General features: G+C 65.2%; 12 protein-coding genes. 7 read left to right on the top strand and 5 right to left on the bottom strand.

Translation table 11 applies throughout. From position 1 onward, the window contains the following. Positions 1–92: 92 nt before the first annotated feature. Together NZU74_06285 and NZU74_06280 are read right to left on the bottom strand one after the other, a co-directional pair. The gene (locus NZU74_06285; GenBank protein MCS6880924.1) at positions 93–635 is read right to left on the bottom strand and encodes a hypothetical protein; all 543 of its coding nucleotides are present in this window, start codon (positions 633–635) and stop codon (positions 93–95) included. Between the two features lie 251 nt (positions 636–886). Then, complete coding sequence (locus NZU74_06280; protein MCS6880923.1) at positions 887–1,687, bottom strand: cyclase family protein; 801 nt, start codon at positions 1,685–1,687, stop codon at positions 887–889. A gap of 266 nt (positions 1,688–1,953) precedes the next feature. On the opposite strand from NZU74_06280, the gene NZU74_06275 reads away from it, so the two are divergent. The 7 genes from NZU74_06275 to NZU74_06245 all read left to right on the top strand — a co-directional run bounded on the left by NZU74_06275 (position 1,954) and on the right by NZU74_06245 (position 12,951). Further along, positions 1,954–3,093 (top strand): hypothetical protein, encoded by a 1,140-nt coding sequence (locus NZU74_06275; GenBank protein MCS6880922.1) that lies wholly within the window; start codon positions 1,954–1,956, stop codon positions 3,091–3,093. A gap of 409 nt (positions 3,094–3,502) precedes the next feature. Further along, positions 3,503–5,176: an ATP-binding protein gene (locus NZU74_06270; GenBank protein MCS6880921.1), complete on the top strand. Its 1,674-nt coding sequence runs from the start codon at positions 3,503–3,505 to the stop codon at positions 5,174–5,176. 580 nt (positions 5,177–5,756) lie between these two features. Further along, positions 5,757–6,203, top strand: a complete 447-nt coding sequence (locus NZU74_06265) for a MarR family transcriptional regulator (GenBank protein ID MCS6880920.1) — start codon at positions 5,757–5,759, stop codon at positions 6,201–6,203. A 528-nt stretch (positions 6,204–6,731) separates the two neighbouring features. Beyond that, positions 6,732–7,997 (top strand): extracellular solute-binding protein, encoded by a 1,266-nt coding sequence (locus NZU74_06260; GenBank protein ID MCS6880919.1) that lies wholly within the window; start codon positions 6,732–6,734, stop codon positions 7,995–7,997. A 683-nt stretch (positions 7,998–8,680) separates the two neighbouring features. Further along, complete coding sequence (locus tag NZU74_06255; GenBank protein MCS6880918.1) at positions 8,681–9,748, top strand: sugar ABC transporter permease; 1,068 nt, start codon at positions 8,681–8,683, stop codon at positions 9,746–9,748. Next, positions 9,741–10,838 (top strand): ABC transporter permease subunit, encoded by a 1,098-nt coding sequence (locus NZU74_06250; GenBank protein MCS6880917.1) that lies wholly within the window; start codon positions 9,741–9,743, stop codon positions 10,836–10,838. Before NZU74_06255 ends, NZU74_06250 begins: the two co-directional genes overlap by 8 nt. A gap of 187 nt (positions 10,839–11,025) precedes the next feature. Further along, positions 11,026–12,951 carry an alpha-amylase family glycosyl hydrolase gene (locus NZU74_06245; GenBank protein MCS6880916.1) on the top strand — a complete coding sequence of 642 codons (1,926 nt, stop codon included), beginning with the start codon at positions 11,026–11,028 and terminating at the stop codon, positions 12,949–12,951. Between the two features lie 76 nt (positions 12,952–13,027). Here the strand turns inward: NZU74_06245 and NZU74_06240 are convergent, their stop codons facing one another. From NZU74_06240 to NZU74_06230, 3 genes are all read right to left on the bottom strand, one after another. After that, entirely contained in the window at positions 13,028–13,408 is a 381-nt protein-coding gene (locus tag NZU74_06240; protein MCS6880915.1) for a hypothetical protein, read from the bottom strand. Positions 13,409–13,469: 61 nt separating this feature from the next. Then, positions 13,470–14,147: a CPBP family intramembrane metalloprotease gene (locus tag NZU74_06235; GenBank protein MCS6880914.1), complete on the bottom strand. Its 678-nt coding sequence runs from the start codon at positions 14,145–14,147 to the stop codon at positions 13,470–13,472. Positions 14,148–15,299: 1,152 nt separating this feature from the next. Then, the gene (locus tag NZU74_06230) at positions 15,300–15,530 is read right to left on the bottom strand and encodes a pentapeptide repeat-containing protein (GenBank protein MCS6880913.1); all 231 of its coding nucleotides are present in this window, start codon (positions 15,528–15,530) and stop codon (positions 15,300–15,302) included. Between the last annotated feature and the right edge of the window lie 1,083 nt (positions 15,531–16,613).

The following is a 16,613-nucleotide window of genomic DNA, read 5'->3' as shown; positions in this document are numbered from 1 at the left end:
TCCTCACCCTCCCCCGCCTCGCTGCGCTCGGCGCCCCCTCCCTCTCCACTGCAGGTGGAGAGGGAGGGGGCCAGGGGGAGGGTGAGGACCCCTCAATGCTGCTCATCGGCCCATCGCAGCAGCGCGGCGCGACCGGCGGGCGCGGGATCGTGGTAGCGCCGCAGCGTCTCAATCACCTCGGGCGGGCTGCCAGCGGCGGCGGCCATGCGCGCGCCGCGCCAGGCGTGTTCGGCATAGCGGGCGACCGGGGGCAGGAGGCGCGCCGCCAGCAGGTACAGTCCCGGCGCGCGCTTGAGGATGGTCGCCAGCACGTACCACCCCAGGGCCATGGGGCGGCCCGCGTCGTCCATCTTGCCGCAGTCGTGCACCAGCGCAGCGCGCAGCAGCAGCGGATCGGCGTGGCCCGCGGCCACCAGCGTGGCGTACACGTCCAGACAGTGGCGCTGATCGTAGCGCGGCATCATCGTGAACAGCCGCCACTCGGCGGGCGTCAGCAGCGCCTGCGCCGCGGCCAGTTCATCGGGGCCGATCCGCGCGTCCAGGGCCGCCCGGAACTGCCGCGCCCGGTAGAGCAGTTCCGGCAGCCCGCCGGCCAGTCCGGGATCGGGTGGATACGGGTGGTGAGCGTAGGGCATGACCGCTTTCCTGATTTTGGATTTTGGATTTTGGATTCGGCTTTCCGATAAACGAAGTGGTCCGTAAAGCAAGGTTCCTGGCATGTTCGCCCCCCTCCCGGCCTGCTCCCGTCGAGGTTAGGAGCCGGCCTTCCACCCCCGGCGGGGGAGGGTTGGGGTATACGCCCGTTATGCCAATTCCGACCGACGCGTTCCACCCCCGGCGGGGGAGGGTTGGGGAGAAGCAGGGGTTTAGCATTCCGGTCAGTCCTTCAGGGCGCGAGCGCAAGCACCCGGGCCGGGGCGCTCGAGGCCGCCTGCACCTTCAGGGCGCCGATCACCACCGTGGCCCCGGTGGGCGGCACCTGCTCCAGGCTGGTCAGGTTCTCCAGGAACAGGGCGAACCCCCGCGCCGGCGCGTAGAGGCGCCCCGGCGCATCCACGCCCAGACCGGCCACGCCGCGCTGGTTCAGCAACAGGTCAGCCGCGTCGGGGCCAAAACCGGGCGCGCCAGCGTCCGCCCCCAGATAGGCCCGCGGATCGCCCCAGCGCACGTCCCAGCCGGTGGCCAGCAGGACCAGCGTTCCCGGCGGGATGGAGCCGTAGCGTTGCTCCCAGGCGCGGACATCGGCGGCGCTGAGGGCGAAGTCGGGCGCGTCCTGGGCGCGATCGCGGGCGTCAATCACCACCGCCGGCAACACCAGGTCGCGCGGCGAGAGGTGCTCGACGCTGGTAAGCTCGGCGTCTGGCCCGGCAACCACCCGCAGCAACGAGCCGGTATTGCTGCCCAGTTCGATCCGCGTCACCGCGCCGTCGGGCGCGCGCAGGAGGCGCGGCCGGGGCTCGCCAGCGCGCAGAGGCACATTTTCGTGCACCACGTGGCTCAGATCCACCGCCCGTGAGAAAGGCGCCGGCGCGCGGGCCTCCGGCTGAGCGGCGCAGGCGCTCAGGAGGGCCGCCAGCGCCAGCAAGGTCAGCAGACCCCTGAAGTCCTGATGCGATGTTGGATTTTGTACTCTGGATTCCGGGTTGCCGTAGCCGGCGTTCCGATCAGATCTGGCAATGATACGCATAGGGTCTATACAAAAATGGTATTACATGTTTAATTATAGTTGTGAACGATGCTGCACAACGGGCGCCGGCGTCTGTGCGCTTCATTATAACAGCTTGCTCGGCGCCGGCGTTAATGCTGCTGGTGGAGTGCGGGTTCAGATTTAGCGCAGAGGAATGTAGAGGATGAGCTTTTTGAAACTCTTTGCGCCCCTCTATCCCGCTGGAACCGTGAAGTTTATGATATAATCTCGCCGAGAGGCAGAGCGAAACGCCACTACGAGGCAGCATGACAGTCTACAATCCAGAGGGACTCCCTCCGCTCATTTCAACAGGGCTGGCTCGCATCGAACGGCGGTTGCCCTACCCTGGAGAGGTGCGCTTCAGTCCAGGCCGGCGCGTTGAGCCCGAAGACATTGTAGCGGCCACGCTTATGCCCGCCCCGCCGCAGATCATCAACGTGGCGCGGGCGCTGGGCATTCCCCCCGGCGATGTGTATCGCGCCATGCGCCGTGAAAAAGGCGTGAAGATCGGCGCGGGCGAGGTGCTGGCGCGCGCGGGGAGCCTCTTCGGGCGGCGTTGCATCGCTCCGGTGAGTGGTGAAATCACCGATATTGACACCGAGACCGGCTACGTGACCATCGTGCCCGATCCGATAGAACAGGAACTCGCGGCGGGCGTGCGCGGAGTGGTCACCGAGGTCTTCCCCAACCGGGGGGTAGCTATCGAAACCCTCGCCGCGCAGGTCTACGGCGCCTTTGGCCTGGGCCCCGACCAGACCGGCGTGCTCCGCCTCATCGCGACGGACCCGTCCGACGTTGTGCAGCCCGAACAGATTGACACCCGCAGCGCTTACGCGATCATTATCGGCGGGGCCGCCATCAGCGCGGCAGCCCTGCGGCGGGCCGTGCTCGAACAGGTGCGAGGGGTGATCGTGGGCGGGATCGAAGAGCGCGAACTACGCCAGTTCCTCCAATGGTCGAGCATGGAGCGCTGGCGCGAGGCGCTTCCGCCGTGGTCGCTGCCCGATGCGCGCGTCACCGCCGACCTCAAGTTGACCCTTGTGCTCACCGAGGGCTTCGGCGTGCGGGCGATGCACCACGCCATCTTCGACTTGCTCAGCTCGCTGGATCGCCAGGAGGCCCTGATTGAGGGAGCAACCAGTCTGCGCGCGCCGTTGCGCCGCCCGCGGGTGATCGTGCCGCTCTCGCGGGGCGCGCCGGCAGAATTGCCGCAACTCACGCTGCGCCCCGGAGCCGTGGCGCGCCTGCTCGACGACGCGCACCTCGGCCAGACGGGAACCATCCGCGCGCTGTCGCCTGAGCCGCGGAAGCTGGTCTCCGGCGCCGGGTTGCCGGCCGTGCACGTGCACCTCGAGGACGGCGGCGATGTCTGGCTGCCCCGCACATGCGTGGAGGTGCTGGGGTAAGCTCCGAGGCTTCGCCTTCCGGGGAACCGAACAACTTGTTGTCGTCTGTGCTGTGAAGCCTGGTAGCCTGACCCTCCGGATCGGGCTACAACCCGGCAGCTCTCCGCGAAGTCTTTCGCTAAACCTCCACCCCCTCCCCAACCCTCCCCCTCCGGGGGAGGGAGTCTGGCTCCCACCCCCCAACGGAGGAAATTGGGAGGGGGGTGGAAATGTAAGGAAACTTCATTCACAGACTACTAATTAGTCTGTAAACGAAGTCTTTCGCTAAACCTCCACCCCCTCCCTAACCCTCCCCCTCCGGGGGAGGGAGTCCGGCGCCTCCCCCCAACGGGGGGAGGTTGGGAGGGGGAGCGGAAATGTAAGGAAACTTCATTCACAGACTACTAATAAGCCACATCAAAGCACTACAATGATCCAGGAACCTCTAGCCTCCCCACCGCCGACCACCAATCCAGCCCGCATCCTCATCGCCGATGACGATGCCACAATGAATTCCGTATGCGCCCGGGCCCTGAGCGCCGCAGGCTACGCCGTCGTGACCGTCGCCGAAGCCGAGGCGGCCATCACCGCTCTGCAGACGCAGGGGCCGTTCGATCTGCTGCTGGCCGATATCAAAATGCCCGGGCGCAGCGGTCTGGAACTGGCCCAGATCGCGCGCGAGATTGATCCGGCCGTCGCCGTGGTGATTATGACCGGCCATAGCACCGTTGATACGCTGCATGCGTCGGTGCGTCGCGGCGTCGCCGATTACCTGACCAAGCCCTTCGAGCTTGACGAACTGCGCCTGGCCGTCGAGCAGGCGCTGCACAAACGCAGCCTGCTGCAGCAGAGCCTGCGCCTGCGGACGCTCGAAGAACTGCTCCACAGCAGCGAGGCGATTAACGCCATTCTCGACCGCAACCAGCTCGCGCTGGAGATTATCGCCCGCGCCCGCGCCCACGCCCCCGCCGAGGCCGGCTTTCTCTTCGTCGCCGGATCGGACCATCTGCCGCCCCAGGTCTTCGCCGAACCGGCCGGAGCGGCGATCCAGCCCGCGGGGCGCGAGGCCGTCGCCCAGAGCATTCGCGCCGGCCGCCCGCTGCCCATTGCCGGCGCCGAGCCGCTGGCGCTCTTCCAGGCCGCTCCTCTCACCTACGGCCTGGCCGTGCCCCTCCGCGCCGGCGGCGAAGCCGTTGGCGCACTGCTGCTCTGCGGCGCCCAGGACGAGTTTATCGCCCCCGGCGCCAGCGAGTTCCTGGCCCTGCTAGCCAACCAGGCCGGCAATGCCCTCCGCAACGCCCAACTGTACAGCCAGCTTGACGCGGCCTACCGGAGCCTGCGCGAACTTGATCGGCTCAAGAGCGAGTTTATTGCCATCGCCTCCCACGAACTGCGCAGCCCGCTGTCAATCGTGCTGGGCTACGCCCGGATGGTGCACGATCGCAGCAGCGGCGATCTGCGCGAGTATGCCCAGCGCCTGCTCACCGGAGCCGAACGGATCAAGACCATTGTGAACGATCTGCTGCAACTGCGCGACTTCGACCGCAAACAGACCACCCTGAACCTGCAGCGTTCGGCGCTCGACGCCCTGGCGCGCCAGGCGGTCGAACGGCTCGTCCCCGCTGCGCAGCAGAAGGGCCAGGAGCTGAGCCTGATCCCGCCCAACCAGCCGGTGATCCTCGAACTCGACCGGGAGAAGGTCCTGCTGGTGATCGGCAACCTGATTGATAACGCCATCAAGTTTACGCCTGCGGGGGGACGGATTCAGGTCGAGGTGGTCTGCTGGCCCCACGAAGACCTGGCCGCGGCGATCGCCCGCGCCGTCGCCAACCCCACTATGCGTCGCCTCGGCGAGGCGGCGCCCGCCGCGTGGGCGCTGGTGCGCGTCGAGGATACCGGGATCGGCATTCCGCGGGAGCAGCAGGGCCGCATCTTTGAACGCTTCTACCAGGTGGCCAACTCGCTGACCCGCGAACATGGCGGCGCCGGGCTGGGCCTGGCGATTGTCTCTGATCTGGCCACCCTGCAGGGGGGCGTTGTCTGGGTTGAGAGCGAGGAGGGCCGCGGAAGCACGTTCAGCTTTGCGCTGCCGCTGCCAGGATGAGAGATTCGGTGAACGGCGTTTTCTTCTGGTTGCCGCAGAGGACGCGGAGGGCCGGGGGGAGCTTCAAATAGCTCATCCGCTACGTTCCTCCGCGTGCTCGGCGCTACATCTGAACCCTGATCGGCGAGGCGGCGGTAGGTCTGCGCCAGGGCTACGTTCCTCCGCGTGCTCGGCGCTACATCTGAACCTGGATCCGGCCTGGGTGTGACGAAACATCGTGCCCGCTTCCCTTCGCCCGGCGGCTGATGAAGATTAAGAATGTAAACCGGCATTCGCCCTGTAGCCCGGCGGCTGAAGCCGCGGGCTGCCGATGCGAAGCCCGCCTGCGCGGGCTATACCGGATTTGTTTCTTAATGATCATCAGGCTCCCGGCGGGCCGGTAGGCCGCGGCGCGTGCAGAACTTTACGTCACACCCATCCGGCCTCCCGGCCTTGACGAACGATCGCCCTGGTTGTACACTCCCAGGGGTCTCCAACAATTGCTGGAACAACGATTGGCAACTGGTGCAAGCCGGAGGGTTGCACCGCATCAAAGTCTTTACACTCATCTATGTCCTCGCAGTCCCACCAGCAGTACCGTATGTTTCACGACATCTATGTGTTACTGGACGACGGCGACCGCCGGGTGCTCCGGGCCTTCAACCTCAATCCCTCGCAGTTTGCGGTGCTGCTGCTGCTGGACACTGAGGCGGGCTGGCGCCTGACCGACCTCAGTGAGCGGCTGCTGGTGGACAAAAGCACGATCACGCGCATTGTGGACCGCCTCGAAAGCGCCGGGCTGGTGCGCCGCGAGGCCGACGCCGATGACCGCCGCGTGCAACGGGTGGTGCTGACCGCCCAGGGGCGAGAGAGGCGCGATCAGGCGCGCGCGGCCCACGAGCGCTCAATCGAACGGCGCATGGCCGCCCTCGACGCCGACGAGCAGCGCCAGTTGCTTGCCCTGCTCACCAGGCTGCGAGACGGCTTGCAGGCCGATCTCGTCGCTACGGCGGATCCGGCGCCCGCTTCGCCCATGGAAAGGGGGTGAGGCCATAGGATCCAAGCAGCATCCTTGAAGGGATACAGTGGTTTGCCTGGCATTCCTCCCCCGCGAGGGGCGCGGAATGAAGCGCGTCGGGAACATCGAAGGCTGTGGCGAGGGCGCCACGAAGAATCGCCGGTTTGTTCGCCCTACCTCAGCAATTCCCCTGCATGCACGGGTTCTCCCTGGGAACAGATTCCTGACATCTGGCCGGTGCTGGCCATCTTTAGAGACGATCCCAAAACGCTGCGAGGCCGCGCGCGACAGGCGTTCAGGCTTGTCCCTGGCAGGGCGCGGTCCTCCTGGAGAGGAGATCGGATTTCCCTGCCCCTAACCGCCTGGCCGTCAATGGTTTTGAGATTGGTCTCTTGCTGGTCTGTAAACAACGTTTTCCGCTAAACCTCTGCCCCCTCCCCACCCCTCCTCCACTGGGGGAGGGCGCCTCGCTCCTCCTCCCAACGAGGGGAGGCCGGGAGGGGGGCGGAAATGCCGGAAACGTACTTTACAGACTATTCAGCGAAGGAGCATAGAAGCATGAAACGCATCAGTTTGCTGGTTGCCCTCAGCGCGCTGTTCGCGCTGATCCTGGCCGCATGCGGCGGCGGCGCCGCTCAGCCGACCGCGGCCCCCGCCCCGACCACGGCCCCCGCCCCGACCGCGGCCCCGCCCACCGGCGCCACGACAGCCCCGCCCGCCGGCGGCATGGCGATCGAGGGAACCGTCACCCTGTGGCACGCCTACGGAACGGGCAGCAACGAGGAAGAAACGATCAACGAGTTGATCGAGCGCGCCCGCGCGGCCTACCCCAACGCGACGATCAACGTCTTGCAGATCCCCTTCGACCAGATCTTCACCAAGTTCCAGAACGAGGTCACCGCGGGCGGCGGCCCCGATATGTTCGTTGCGCCCAACGACAGCCTCGGCGACCAGGTGCGCGCTGGCCTGCTGGCCGACCTGAGCGCCTACATTCCGGCCCTGCAGGCCGAGAATGTCTCGCCGGTGGCGATTGATGGCATGAGCCTCGACGGCAAGCTCTACGCCATCCCCGAGTCGTTCAAGGCCGTGGCGCTCTACTACAACAAGGCGAAGGTCGCCACCCCGCCCGCCACCACCGACGAACTGCTTGCGGCCGTGCGGGGCGGCAACACCCTGGTGCTCAACCAGATCGTTTACCACAACTTCGGCTGGTTGCAGGCCTTCGGCGGCAAGCTGATGGACGAGAACGGCCGGTGCGTCGCCGACCAGGCCGGCGGCGTGGAGTGGTTCACCTTCCTCAAGACGCTGAAGGCCGAACCGAACGTGACCTTCTCGCTCGATACCGGCAAGGCCGACTCGCTCTTCAAGGAGGGCAAGGCCGATATGATCATCAATGGCCCGTGGCAACTCGGCGACTACCGCGAGACGCTGGGCGAGAACCTGGGCGTGGCCCCTATGCCCGGAGCGACCAAGCCGGCCGGCCCCCTTACCGGGGTTGACGGGTTCTATGTGAACATCAACAGCCCTAACCAGGCCGGCGCGGTGGCCCTGGCTATGTTCCTCACCAGCAAAGACTCGATGAAACTGTATGTCGAGAAGGCCGGTCACGTGCCTGCCCGCACCGACATCGAGATCACTGACCCGCTGGTCGCGGCCTTCGCGGAAGCCGCCCAGACCGGCGTGCCTCGCCCGCAGATCCCCGAGTTGAGCAACTTCTGGACGCCCTTCGGCGACGCGATCACCAGGGTTGTGGATGGCGGCGCTGATCCGGCGGCAGCAGTTGCCGAGGCTTGCGCGACGATGAACACCGCTAACGGCAAGTAGTCCTGGAGGGCGCCAAAACCTGACCCCTGTCCGGCCGCCTCGCCGGGGAGGGTCCGGGAGGGATGCGCCGTCCCAGGAACGCCTGGTCCAGGGCCGTCTGGAGGGGTGTGGGGGAAACCCGGTTACCCCCCCCCCCGCGTTTTTAGGGGGGAGAGGGGTTGGGCCCAAACAAGGCCGCAGGAGGGTGGGGTAAACAGGGTGGGACCCCGCACCACAACCGCCCCCCCGGGGGGGGGGGTTGGGGGGGGCTGGCGCGCCCCCCGTCCGCCTGGCCTGGGGGCGTTGGGGGGGGGGTGTGCACCCCGGGCTCCCCCCACGCCCCTGCTTGAGTCGGAGGAAGCGGGTTTGCCCCATAGCTCTGCCTCAGGAGGTTCGGATAACCTGGTTAGCTCCGCGAACAACGCCGGCCGCCCCGGATTCTGGTATAGTTAATCCAATTGCATGTGCAACGCTCCACGTTCCGCCCCCTCCCGACCTCCCTCCAACGAGGGAGGCGCCCGGTTCTCTCCCCCGCCGGGGGAGGGTCAGGGAGGGAGCAGGCCGGCAACACGCTGAAACCGTGTCCCGGCTGTCTGTCAGCCTGGTTGCCCGGAGTGTCGCCGGGAGCGGGGGCGTCTTGCCATGGCCGTAGAACGGCATAGCGTCACGGTTGCGCGTAGCGTCATTCCAATGGAGGAAGCCCTATGGCAGCGACGAAACCGGGGATGGCCACGCTCAAGCCCGGGGCGGCCCGCTCGGCGCTCGGCGAGGCCTGGCGGCAGTTGCGGATCCCCCTGGTTTATCTGATCCCGGCTGCGCTGGTCATGGCGCTGATCACCTTCTATCCCCTGGCCTACCAGGTGTGGATGTCCTTCACCGACTACGGGGTCATCAAGGAAGAGGGCAAGCAGACCCTCAACCGCTTCGGCCCTGACGGGCAACCCCCGCCCAACTACCGCCCCGCCCGGTGGGTCGGCTTGAAGAATTACAGCGACATCCTCACCAATGAGCCGCAGTTTGTGGCCAGACTGGGCGGCACCTTCAACTTCTGGCGCCTGCTCGGGTTCAATCTCTGGTGGACCTTCTCGAACGTGGCCTTCCACGTGGCCCTGGGCATCCTCATCGCAGTGCTGTTGAACGTGGAGGGACTCTGGGGGCGCAGGATCTACCGCGCGCTGTACATTCTGCCGATGGTGTTGCCGAACATCGTCGTCGCCGCCGTCTGGCGCAACATGTTCGACGACCAGTACGGCGCGGTCAACCAGTTGCTGAGCATGTTCGCGGGCGTGCCGGTGAACATCCGCTGGTTCAACCAGATCGAGCCGCCCATCCCCGGCGTGCCGCTGCCGCTGAGCTACTACGCCATGCTGATCGCCAACATCTGGCTCGGCTGGCCGTTTATGGCCATCGTGGCCACCGGGGCGTTGCAATCCATCCCCAGGGAGATGTACGAGGCCGCCGCAATTGACGGGGCCACCGGTCCACAGCAGTTCTGGAACATCACCCTGCCGTTACTGCGCCCGGCCATGGTGCCGGCGGCGATGGTCGGCATTGTCACCACCTTCAACCTGTTCCATATCATCTACTTCATGAGCGGCGGCGGCCCCCTTGGGCAGACCGAGATCATGGTCACCCAGGCCTACAAGCTGATAAACCTCCAGCAACTCTTTGGCGTGGCCGCGGCTTTCTCGGTTATCATCGCCCTGGTGCTGATCCCGATCTTCCTGATCACCAACCGCATTTCGCGCGCAACGGAGAGCTACGATGTCTAGCATCGCCACACGGACGCGCAAGGGCAGCACGGCCTCCGGTCGCCGTCTGCGCTGGTGGCAGCAACTGATCTTCCAGGCCCTCTGCCTGTTCATCGCGGCGACGGTGCTCTTCCCGATCCTGTGGATCGTGAGCATGTCGCTCGACCCGCGCAACATCGCCCGGCCCACCGAACTGCGGCTCATCCCTCCCGGCGCCTCGCTCGACGCCTATCGCGCCGTGCTCGACCGGCCCACGGCCAACCCGGTGACCTTTAGCGAACTGGCGCTGAACAGCCTGAAACTGGCCGGAGGCGTGGCGATCTTCGCGCTGCTGATCGGCGTGAGCGCGGCCTACGCCTTCTCGCGCTTCAAGTTTCCGGGGCGGCAGTATATGATGATCGCCGTGCTGGCAATAACCGTGCTGCCGGCAGTGGCGACAATCGCTCCGCTCTTCGCCCTGCTGAATGGCATCCGCATCAGCAGTGACCTGCTGAGCATCGCCCTGCTGGTGGCCGCGGCGCTGGTGATCGGCTTCGGGCTGATGATCGTGGTTCCCGCGCTGCGCGCCGGCACCGCCAGCGCCAGCGTCTACGCCGTTGGCGGCGTGGCCCTGCTCCTCAGCCTGGCGCTGATCTACACGGCCTTCGCCCCGGAACGCGATGACGTCTTCGTGCTGCGCAATTCGCTGCTCGGCGTGGGCGTCGCCATGATCTCAGGCGCGCTGCCCTTCGCCATCTGGAACCTCAAGGGCTACCTCGACACCATCCCCAAAGAGCTTGAGGAGGCGGCGATCATTGACGGGGCCAGCCCCAACCAGATCTTCTTCCAGATCGTCCTGCCCCTGGCCGTGCCCGCCCTGGCCGTCACCGGCTTTCTCAGCTTCGCCGGGGGCTGGACCGAGTTCTTCCTCTCCTGGCAGTTCCTCACCAATCCCAGGGATTTTACGCTGGCAATGGCGCTCTACAATATGACCGGCCAGTACGCCGGCTCGGTGCCCTGGTCGCGCTTCGCCGCCTTCTCCATCCTGGTCTCGCTGCCGGTGGCGATCGTCTACCTGCTGCTGCAACGCTACATCGTCGGCGGCCTGACCCTGGGCGGCGTGAAGGGGTGAGAGGTGGAGGTGTGGAGGTGTGGAGGTGTGGAGGTGTGGAGGTGAGGTTTAATGGCCGCGTCTGAAAACGTGGATGTCAGATCGGCTTGACAGTGCGTTCTACAGCCCCCAACTCCACATCTCCACACCTCTACATCTCCACACCTCCACGGACTGACGCAACCCTTAGCCAGACGAACGCGACCCTATGGACGACGTCTCCGCCGATTTTATCTTCGGCACCATGGCCACCGACGCCCGGCGGCTCGCCTTCCTCAAGGCCGAGTTGTCGGGCGTGAGCCATCGCTACCGCATCGAACCCGCCGACCCCCCGCCGGGGCAGGCGGTGACCCTGCGGGTCAGTCTTGGCCCCGCGGTGGTGGCCGACCACGTGACCTGCTACTTCACCACCGACGGCAGCGAGCCAGGGGGGTCGCGCGGCGCGCCCGCCCCCGGCTCGCAGGCAGTGGCCTTCGAGCGAGTGGGCAGCGAGTGGAACACCTTCCTGTGGGGGTACCTCGAAGAGTGGCGCGCGACCCTTCCGCCGCAGCCCGCGGGCGTCATTGTGCAGTACCGCATTGAAGCCTGGTCCGAGCATCATCTGCGCAGCGTCTGGGCCGGGGAGATTATCGGCAGCACGGCCGGCGATGGCGCGGTGCTGGGGGAAGTAGGGCCAGGGGATGTCTTTCTGCGCGAGGTGGGCCAGGAGTTCGAGTTGACCTTCGTGCGCGGCAGCCGCACCTTCGCCTACGCCGTGGACGAAGAGCGGACCCCGGCCTGGCTCCACGACGGGCTGATCTATCAGGTGTTCGTGGACCGCTTCAACCCCGGCGGCGGGCGCCCGTTCGCCCGCCCGGCGACGCTGATGGGCCGCTACGGCGGCACCCTGGCCGGGGTGATCGAGCGCCTCGACTACATCCAATCGCTCGGCGCCAGCATCATCTGGCTGTCGCCGATCTTCCCCTCGCCCTCGCACCACGGGTACGACGCCACCGACTACTACCGCGTCGAGCCGCGCCTGGGCAGCCTGGAGGAGCTACGCGCCCTGGTAGCCGGGGCCCATGCGCGGGGGATGCGCGTGCTCCTCGACTACATCGCCAACCACGTCTCCGACCAGCATCCTGCCTTCCAGGAGGCGCTGCGCGACCCCCACAGCCCGGCCCGCGACTGGTTCATCTTCACCGAGCACCCCGGCCGGTACGTCGCCTTCTTTGGGGTGCCAGGCATGCCGCAGGTGAACACCGATCACCCCGTGGCGCGGCGCATGATGATTGACCCCGCGGTCTACTGGCTGCAACAGGGCATTGACGGCTTTCGGCTCGACTATACTATTGGCCCCTCCCACGCCTTCTGGACGGCCTTCCGCGCCGCCACGCGGGCCGTTCGCGCCGATGCGATCAGCCTAGGCGAGGCAGTGGATACCGCCGAGATGGTGCGTTCCTACTACGGGCGGCTGGACGGCTGCCTGGATTTCTTGCTGCTCCAGGCGCTGCGCCGCTTCTTTGCCTTCGGCGACCTGAAGGCCAGCCAGTTCGCAAGTTTCCTGCGCCGGCATTTTGAAGCCTTCCCGCCCGATTTCGCGATGCCCAGCTTTCTGGACAACCACGATATGAACCGCTTCCTCTGGGTGGTGCGGGGCGATACGCGCCGGTTGAAGCTGGCGGCCCTCTGCCAGTACACGTTGCCGCATCCGCCGATCATCTATTATGGCACCGAGGTGGGCCTGAGCCAGGAGCGCGACGTGCGCCACCCCGACGGCAGCGCCCACCCCGAGGAGTCGCGGCTGCCGATGCTCTGGGATGATGCCCAGGACGCCGACCTGCTGGCGTTCTACCGGCGGCTCGGCGCGCTGCGGCGCACCACGGCCCGGGTGTGGCGCGGCCCGCGACGCACCGTCGCTCTCGACGATGCCCTGGGACACTACGCCTGCCTGTGCGGTGATGATGAAGCCTGGCTGGTGGCGTTGAACAACGGCCCGCTCGCGGGACGCATCGCCCTGCCGCCGGGGCGCTGGCACGTGGCCCTGGCAACCGGTGACGCTGAGGCGCATGGCGGCGCCCTGTGGCTGCCGGCCTATGGCGGCGCCGTGCTGCGGAGAGGTTCCCTTGATGCGCCGGGCCGGGCGACGCCGTGAGGCCGGGTGCGGAGGGCGCGCCACGCATCGCCGCGACCGGCAGGGCAGCGGGACGCGGCTGGCCACCCTTGCTCAGCTACGGTCCAATTGCAATCAGGATCGCCGCAATCAGCAGGAGCACATTCACCGGCCCCCAGAGCAGCCGCTCTCCGCGGCTCGGGGTGGCCAGGTTAGCGAGGGCGCCCAGCACAAAAAAGCCCGCCACGAACCAGATGGCCACGCGACTGAAGGGGTAGAGAACCTCGAAGGCCAGGCCGGATCGGGCCAGGACAATTGCCGCGAACAGCAGCAGCGCCAGCATCTGCGCCAGCGCGGCCAGGCGCATCCGCGGCGGCAGTTGGCCCGGAAAGCGTCCCCCCAGCGTGTAGGCGCCCCAGGGCGCCCCCAGGGCCAGGGCCAGTTGGAAGAGCGCGGCGACGGCCGTCAGGATCAGAAACAGCGCGACGGGTAGGGTCACGGTGATCCTCCGGGCTTGAACAACTCAATCCATTCTCGGTCAAGGTGGCCGGTGATCAGCTTCAAGCCTCGATCAGCGCCAGCAGACTCGTTGCCAGATAGCCGCTCAGGGCCAGAGCCCCGCTGAGGCTGTGGGACACCGCCGTCCAGCGGGCCGAGCCGGTGCGGTAGGCGATGAAGCCATAGCTCAGGCCGAGGAAGAAGGTCGCGAGCACGAAGCCGGCCACGTTGCCGGCGGGAAAGACCATCTGCGGGGCCAGGTGCCAGAGGGCAAAGCCAATCGCCGGGTACACAATCGCCAGCCAGGGGTTGCGCGGAAAACAACGCGCGTACAGGCTGCGCCAGAGCAGTTCTTCGCACACGCCGTTGACCGTAGCTAGCGGCGCGGCGAGCAGGATCAGGGCCGGCGGGGCGCTCAGGAATGCTCCGGCGTACATGAAAACGGCACTCAGTGTGACGAGCAGCCACAGGCAGGCCGCAAGCCAGTTGTTTCGGCTGAAGAGCGGGGCGCGGTCGCGCAGGAGGGTGGCGAAACCCGCCTTACCCAGCAGAGCGCGCGGAACGAGCAGGCACCAGACCAGCCAGTACAGGCCGAAGCCGAGCAGGTAGCCCGCCTCCGCGCCCAGCCAGCGGGCGCCCAGGGCAAAGACGCCGGCCATCACCGGCGCCAGCGCCAGCGGTAACGCCAGCAGCCCATGTTGGGCGTAACGAGACGGCGTTACCGGCATGCGTTCCTTCATATGGCCGCTGAAGGTGATAGGCGCCTCTCTGCATACGCCGGCGAGAGGGTCAACATACCCGCCCTGCGCGCCCTCTGCGGCAACACCCCATGCGCACCTGGACCCACACTACCCCCAGACCCCGTGCCGGGGCGAAAAGAAGCCGCTACACCACGGAAAGATCCCTGCGCCCGTACAAGCGTTCGTATGCTGCAATGTTCCAGAGAGCGACGCAATGAGGCAACGCGCCTGGATATGACCATCGAGAAGTGCAGCGGGGAGGTGTGCGACGGATACGCTCGTGGTTGAACCTGACCCGGAGACTGGCGAATAGGCTCGTCAGCTTGCCGAGGCGCGCGGCATCACGCTAACGGCGCTGGCATAGCGCCTGATCGCCAAGCTCGACCGCGGCGAGTCCGTGCAAGACCCGCTGCCTGGGTTGTTTGCCGATGAGCCTGCGCTCCTTATAGGCTGCGGCTGGTTACGGGCAATATGGCACACTACGAGCGGGTGAAAGCGCCTGGATATCCGCTGGAGATCGCGAACTGGCAGGTCTGGAGCGTTTCTCGGAAATTTTGACGCAAAGACGCGACGGCGCCAGGTGTTCATAGGAGTGATGTCAGGCGTTTGCGCCGTTGCGTCCCGGCGATTATGGAGGATCAGATGCTCCCGATGAGCATCGCCGCGAACACCGGCGCGATCAGCAACGCAACGACCACGGTTGTGACACACATAAGCTCTCCGTGCTGCTATGAGGCGTGATGTGGACAGCGTGATGGACGATCACCTCCCGTGTTCGCAGCACAGGAGGCAAGCATAGTGTACAGCCTGGGTGTTACCACCGGGAGGCGGGTTCATAGCCCTGCTGAAACCGCGTTCGGCGCGCAGCCCGCCGGGTTCTGCCGCGACAGGCAGGGGGGTGGGGAAACCAGGTTTCCCCACCCCCCTGCGATCCGCCGTTGTAAGCCTTATGGAGATTAAGAAGATCATCCGGTATTCGCCCGGTAGCCCGGCGGCTGCAGCCGCGGGCTACCGATGCAAAGCCCGCCTGCGCGGGCTATGCCGGATTTATTTCTTAATGATCATTCGTCGTTCCCGTCGTGCCATCACCCCGTCCCCTCAGAACCCCATATCCATCAATCCAAAATCCAAAATCCATAATCCAAAATCGTATCACCTGGACCCCTCAGCGCCATCCTTCACATTAACAAAGCACCCATCGCGGAGATCCGCGTTGCTCAGGTCGGCCCCGGTGAAGTCAACATCAACAAACGTGCCGTTGAGACAGGCGCCCACCAGGTTCGCCCCCCTGAAGTCGACATCTACGAACTTCCCGGATAACTCGACGCCCGCCAGGTTCTGATCGGCGAAGCTTACATTGACATAGGTGCCATCAAGCTTCATAGCGCGTGCCTTTCGTTGATCGAAAATACAAGGCCATTACATCCACGAACGGGCGGTTTTCGCCCTTACTGATACCCGCGCCCTCGACTGTGCAGGTAACGGGACTTGCCGGGCGCAGAATGTAAGAACGAAGGTCTAATGAGGATTAGGAAATGAATCCGGTATACCACTCTGATCTTTGCGGCGGCAGCGCCTGCGGGCTAAAGCCCTCGCTCAGAACGCGGAAGCCCCGCAGGGGCTTTCAAGAACTCAGCCAGGGCTTATGAAGATTAAGAATTTAATCCGGTATAGCCCGCGAAGGCGGGCTTTGCATCGGCAGCCCGCGGCTTCAGCCGCAGGGCTATACGACGAATACCGGTTTATGTTCTTAATCTTCATTAGCCCGCAGCGTTCGGCGATGCCGGATGCAGTTCTTAAAGATCATTCGACTCTTAAAGGACTCGAAGCCTGCACTGTTCCGCGGCGTCTGGCTGGATCACGGATCAACAGGTCTGCCGTCGGGACCTATAACGTTCTGTAGGGCGCCTGCACTCCGAATCTGTTCGTGAGTAATTGTGGCGCCGGTGAAGTCAACGTTGATTAGCGTACACCCACGTAGGTTGGCCCCAGATAAATCTGCGTGACGGAACTTAACGTCTTGAAACACACTCCCCCGAAGGTCTGAATTGCGCAAAATTGCATGATTAAAGGTGCACTCGATAAAATTGCCAGCGATCTTCTTTCCCGATAAATCCTGTCCGTCAAAATTCTTCTCAATATGTTTGCAATTATCCATCATAACCCTCCTGCTCTTGTGTGGTATATGAATAAGAACAGCAAGACGGGCATTGCGAGTGTCAGATGAGTAATTGGTTTGCGAGCGCTCTCATTTTAATATCTGCCGGAAAATACTAACAATACCATGAAGATTACAGCATGATTGCAAAGAAAAAGCCCTGAAATACAATACTTAGTATTTCAGGGCGTATATGACGTTTTATAGGAGTGCTAACGCTGGTTTTTCATTTCTCCTAGGATAAACGGTCGTCTATTACTACAACGAGACTTCGTCTCGGCGGGGGTAGCGGGGGCCCGCGGCCCCCG

The organism is Chloroflexaceae bacterium (assembly GCA_025057155.1).
In the GTDB taxonomy this organism is placed as follows: domain Bacteria; phylum Chloroflexota; class Chloroflexia; order Chloroflexales; family Chloroflexaceae; genus JACAEO01.
Note: the sequence above shows the minus strand (reverse complement) of the source record. Positions and strands in the feature narration are given on the sequence as shown.

What these genes read in the sequence shown, in the direction of transcription:
- NZU74_06285 (MCS6880924.1), bottom strand. Translation starts at nt 635, where the DNA reads ATGCCCTACGCTCACCACCCGTATCCACCCGATCCCGGACTGGCCGGC.
- NZU74_06280 (MCS6880923.1), bottom strand. Translation starts at nt 1,687, where the DNA reads ATGCGTATCATTGCCAGATCTGATCGGAACGCCGGCTACGGCAACCCG.
- NZU74_06275 (MCS6880922.1), top strand. Translation starts at nt 1,954, where the DNA reads ATGACAGTCTACAATCCAGAGGGACTCCCTCCGCTCATTTCAACAGGG.
- NZU74_06270 (MCS6880921.1), top strand. Translation starts at nt 3,503, where the DNA reads ATGATCCAGGAACCTCTAGCCTCCCCACCGCCGACCACCAATCCAGCC.
- NZU74_06265 (MCS6880920.1), top strand. Translation starts at nt 5,757, where the DNA reads ATGTTTCACGACATCTATGTGTTACTGGACGACGGCGACCGCCGGGTG.
- NZU74_06260 (MCS6880919.1), top strand. Translation starts at nt 6,732, where the DNA reads ATGAAACGCATCAGTTTGCTGGTTGCCCTCAGCGCGCTGTTCGCGCTG.
- NZU74_06255 (MCS6880918.1), top strand. Translation starts at nt 8,681, where the DNA reads ATGGCAGCGACGAAACCGGGGATGGCCACGCTCAAGCCCGGGGCGGCC.
- NZU74_06250 (MCS6880917.1), top strand. Translation starts at nt 9,741, where the DNA reads ATGTCTAGCATCGCCACACGGACGCGCAAGGGCAGCACGGCCTCCGGT.
- NZU74_06245 (MCS6880916.1), top strand. Translation starts at nt 11,026, where the DNA reads ATGGACGACGTCTCCGCCGATTTTATCTTCGGCACCATGGCCACCGAC.
- NZU74_06235 (MCS6880914.1), bottom strand. Translation starts at nt 14,147, where the DNA reads ATGAAGGAACGCATGCCGGTAACGCCGTCTCGTTACGCCCAACATGGG.
- NZU74_06230 (MCS6880913.1), bottom strand. Translation starts at nt 15,530, where the DNA reads ATGAAGCTTGATGGCACCTATGTCAATGTAAGCTTCGCCGATCAGAAC.